This is a genomic window from Aliidiomarina maris, assembly GCF_003987335.1.
In the GTDB taxonomy this organism is placed as follows: domain Bacteria; phylum Pseudomonadota; class Gammaproteobacteria; order Enterobacterales; family Alteromonadaceae; genus Aliidiomarina; species Aliidiomarina maris.
The window spans coordinates 1-3529 of record NZ_PIPK01000025.1 but is presented as its reverse complement, the minus strand read 5'-3'; the positions used below and the strand labels follow the sequence as shown (position 1 = coordinate 3529).

The following is a 3529-nucleotide window of genomic DNA, read 5'->3' as shown; positions in this document are numbered from 1 at the left end:
GAGCCTCGTTGTTTAAGGGCTTTGTTGTATTCAGACCAGTTTTTAACTCGGTATTTTGCTTTGCTCATTGCGGTGTCTAGTATCAGCGTGGTTTGGCGATCTGATCAACGCTAACTGAGAAAGTTCCGCTATTTATTCAACAAGGCCCATCCCACAGGGTATGGCAGATAGTCAGCTGGTAAGAAGTACCACTCTATGGGGCGCTGTGGTGCTTGGCTTAGGTGCCATCATTGGCACCGGCGCCTATGTGTCTATTGCGCTGGCAACGGAAATGACTGGCTCATGGGTATTATTGGCTATATTGATTGCTGCTTTCGTGGCCGCCTGCAATGGCTTATCGAGCGCTCAGCTGGCTGCTGTGCACCCGGTCAGTGGTGGTACTTATGAGTACGGCTACAAATTCCTCAACCACTGGGCTGGCTTTACGGCCGGTTGGCTGTTTGTCGCTGCTAAAAGTGCTTCAGCGGCAACCGCGGCTTTAGCCTTTGGGCTGTACTTAATGCCCCTGCTTGGCTTGCCGCAGGTGCTGCAGATACCCCTCGCATTGTTGGTTTTGCTGACCCTGATGTTGCTGGTTAATTCGGGCGTAAGGCGTTCAAACCAAGCCAACTTAGTCATCATTATTATCAGTATCAGTGCTTTACTTATTTTTGCTCTATTTACTATTACCACGGCAGAGCCAGTGCAACGCGAGCAGGTATTAAACTTTGATACTGCGGTGAGCGACGGCATTGGTTGGCGCGCGCTGCTTGGCGCCGCCGCGCTGCTGTTTGTCGCGTATACGGGCTATGGGCGTATCGCGACCATGGGCGAAGAGGTCATGCAGCCGCGACGCACCATCCCCAAAGCAATTGCGCTGACGGTCATCGTAACCACCGCGTTGTATCTGCTGATTGGTTATGCACTGTTGCATACAGATCTGTTCACCGAGGGGCTTGCGGCGGAGGCTACTGAAGTGGCTCTGGTCGCCTTGACTGAACAAGGTTGGCTGCGCTTTGTGCTGCTGGTCGGTGCCAGCCTCGCGTTACTTGGCGTTATTCTTAACCTAATATTGGGCGTGTCGCGTGTGGTACTGGCAATGGGGCGACGCGCTGATTTACCGCGCTCGATGGCGACTCTCAATAGCGATCGCACGTCAGCGCCCAATTCTGTTTACCTAACCGTTGCTGTGATGGCTGCGCTGGCCCTATTGGGCGATGTTGAGTTAGCTTGGTCGTTTAGTGCGTTTACTGTGTTGACCTACTATGGCATTACTAATCTTGCCGCGCTTAAAGTACCGGCCGAACAACGCTTTGTGCCGCGTATTGTCTCGGTTGCCGGCTTGATGAGTTGCTTTGGCTTAATATTCTTTATAGATATGTATGTATTCATAGCGGGTTGTGTGTTTATTCTAATAGGCTTGCTTTGGCACAGCTTCAAGCGTACGCGCCAACAATAACTTTGCGGAATATATATGAAGAAAAATTCGTTAATGAAAAAGGTCCGCGATAGAGCGGTGGTTTATCTTGGCCTGTTGGTTTTTGCCGGGGTGCCAGCGTATTTTATCGCCCGAGGCATATTGGCTAGCGTGTCCGACCATTTGTTTACCTTTGATCTTATGCACTGGGGGGCGTGGATAGCGACAGTGGCGCTGACATTGGTTGTGGCGATTGTGCTGATGATGATGTTGGTGAACCTAGTGTTATTCGCGATGGTGGCGTTCAAACACTAGGCTACACCGAATACGTTGTGTAGAGGGAGTATTTACAACGCAGGCATCAGAAATATTTCCCGTACGCAGTTGCGCGGGTTGGCATTCAATGCGTGCAACACGGCATCGGCCACGTCTGGTGCTTGCAATTTATCTGGCTTAGGTTCGTCGAAGAAAGGTGTATCCACCATGCCCGGCGCGATCACGGTACAGCGGCCCTGCCATTCTTTCATTTCTTCAGCTAGGTTGTTGGCAAAGCCGTGTACGAACCACTTGGTTGCACCGTAAACCGAGCCCTGAATAGCGCGACGCCCTGCGGCTGATCCGGTCATTAAAAAGTGGCCGGTGCTTTTTCGCAAATGCGGTAAAGTAAGCTTAGCCGTGTACAGTAAGGCATTGATATTTAGATCAACCATGGTGCGCCATTGCTCTGGGTCGCCATTTTCTACGCCCGGGGCTGTTGACACCTAACAGGTGGTAACCTTAGTTGCTTATCCAGCTTGATTACTTTTGTCCCTGGCATCACAGTCAGGCAACCGGCAGGTGCTTAGGAAGCGTTTGCATAGCCAATGGGTAAGTAAATAATCACCACCATAGCAAACCAGAGCAACAATAAGTACAGCCATGGATTGATCATATCCTGCGCTTCACCGGAGCCGAACGCCCAGTTGATATTGGCTTCGGGGTCGCTGACTAGGTAGGTAACTGGCAGCACGATAAGTGCTACCAGGCACTGGAGCGCAAAACCACGGCGGCCATAGCCAAATTTGTACAGCATGTAGATTAAAACTGGGGGCAAGGCGAGGTGAAACTTACCGGACAATACCCGGATGTGTAGGGCGCGCTCAGCCTCAAACATGTAATTTGCGAGCACACTGAAGTAACTAAGGGTGATAAAATCTAGTGTCCACACGATTTCGGGTATTAGAACTGCGATCGCCATGGTACTGGCAATCAGTCGGTTTCCCAGCCATAGCGCAGGTACCAGTGCAAACAAGGCGATGTCAGAAAACCACAGGTAGTTCTCAGGTCCGTAGTAGTCCCAGTACGCGACAAACACAACAACGGCGAGGGCGGTGAAGCTTACCTTGAGCCACATGGGCACATCGTGCCCAGAGCCTGCTCGGGTGTACTGATGGTGACGAAAATTAAGTAAATTCACTTTGAAAGCCTACTCCCTTTGGTTTATACGTGCTGTTTAGTCTAGCATGCGTGCTGCTGATTGAATGACGGCTGACCTTGTCATTGCGCTATTTTGCGTGTAAAGTAACTAGGTTATTATTTGGGGTTTTTCAATGCGATTTTGGATTCTGTTCGTGACAATGTGTTCGCTGCTGAGCTTACCGTTCTCTGGTACGCTTGCGGCTACTGATGTCATGCATGATCATAGAATGCAAGAAACCTCAGTCTCAGCTCACCACGGGGATGTGGCAGAAAGCTCAACGAAGAACTCAGTTGAGATTAGAGAGCACATGGCTTCATCCTCTCAAGAACGAACTGCGTCTGATGACGACAGCGAACATTGTCCGAGCATGGCAGGCAATCCACCAAATAGTGCGCACTCGGCTGGCACTGTGTTAGATCATGGCTCTGCTGATTGCTGTGAGGATATGGATTGTGCTGATTGTCCTCCAGATTGCGGTCATTGTGTTGGCTCGGGTCACGGCTCATGCGCGACTTTGACCGCGCAGCAGGCGGCAACTCATGCGGTGATGTTATCGCCCGTGGTGGCCCATACCTCTTTTTACCAACTCCTTTCTGGGCAACCTTCGCCTCCACCTATTATTTCCTGATTTCAACAGTTTGGCTCCGGTTTATGCCTCATCGCATGCCGGTCGT

The 3529-nt window shown here is 50.9% G+C and carries 3 protein-coding genes and 1 pseudogene; 2 read left to right on the top strand and 2 right to left on the bottom strand.

Annotated features, from left to right (window positions below; translation table 11 throughout):
• The first annotated feature begins 160 nt into the window (after positions 1-160).
• Complete coding sequence (locus tag CWE07_RS14120) at positions 161-1438, top strand: APC family permease (RefSeq protein WP_111570601.1); 1278 nt, start codon at positions 161-163, stop codon at positions 1436-1438.
• Positions 1439-1453: 15 nt separating this feature from the next.
• Positions 1454-1711 (top strand): hypothetical protein, encoded by a 258-nt coding sequence (locus CWE07_RS14115; RefSeq protein ID WP_111570600.1) that lies wholly within the window; start codon positions 1454-1456, stop codon positions 1709-1711.
• Positions 1712-1743: 32 nt separating this feature from the next.
• On the opposite strand, the pseudogene CWE07_RS14110 reads toward CWE07_RS14115, so the two are convergent.
• Both CWE07_RS14110 and CWE07_RS14105 read right to left on the bottom strand, forming a co-directional pair.
• Positions 1744-2157: pseudogene (locus tag CWE07_RS14110) on the bottom strand (SDR family oxidoreductase); the annotation flags it as partial.
• An 80-nt stretch (positions 2158-2237) separates the two neighbouring features.
• A complete protein-coding gene (locus CWE07_RS14105) occupies positions 2238-2852 on the bottom strand; it encodes a membrane-associated protein (protein WP_111570599.1) in 615 nt (204 codons plus the stop codon).
• Positions 2853-3529: the final 677 nt, after the last annotated feature.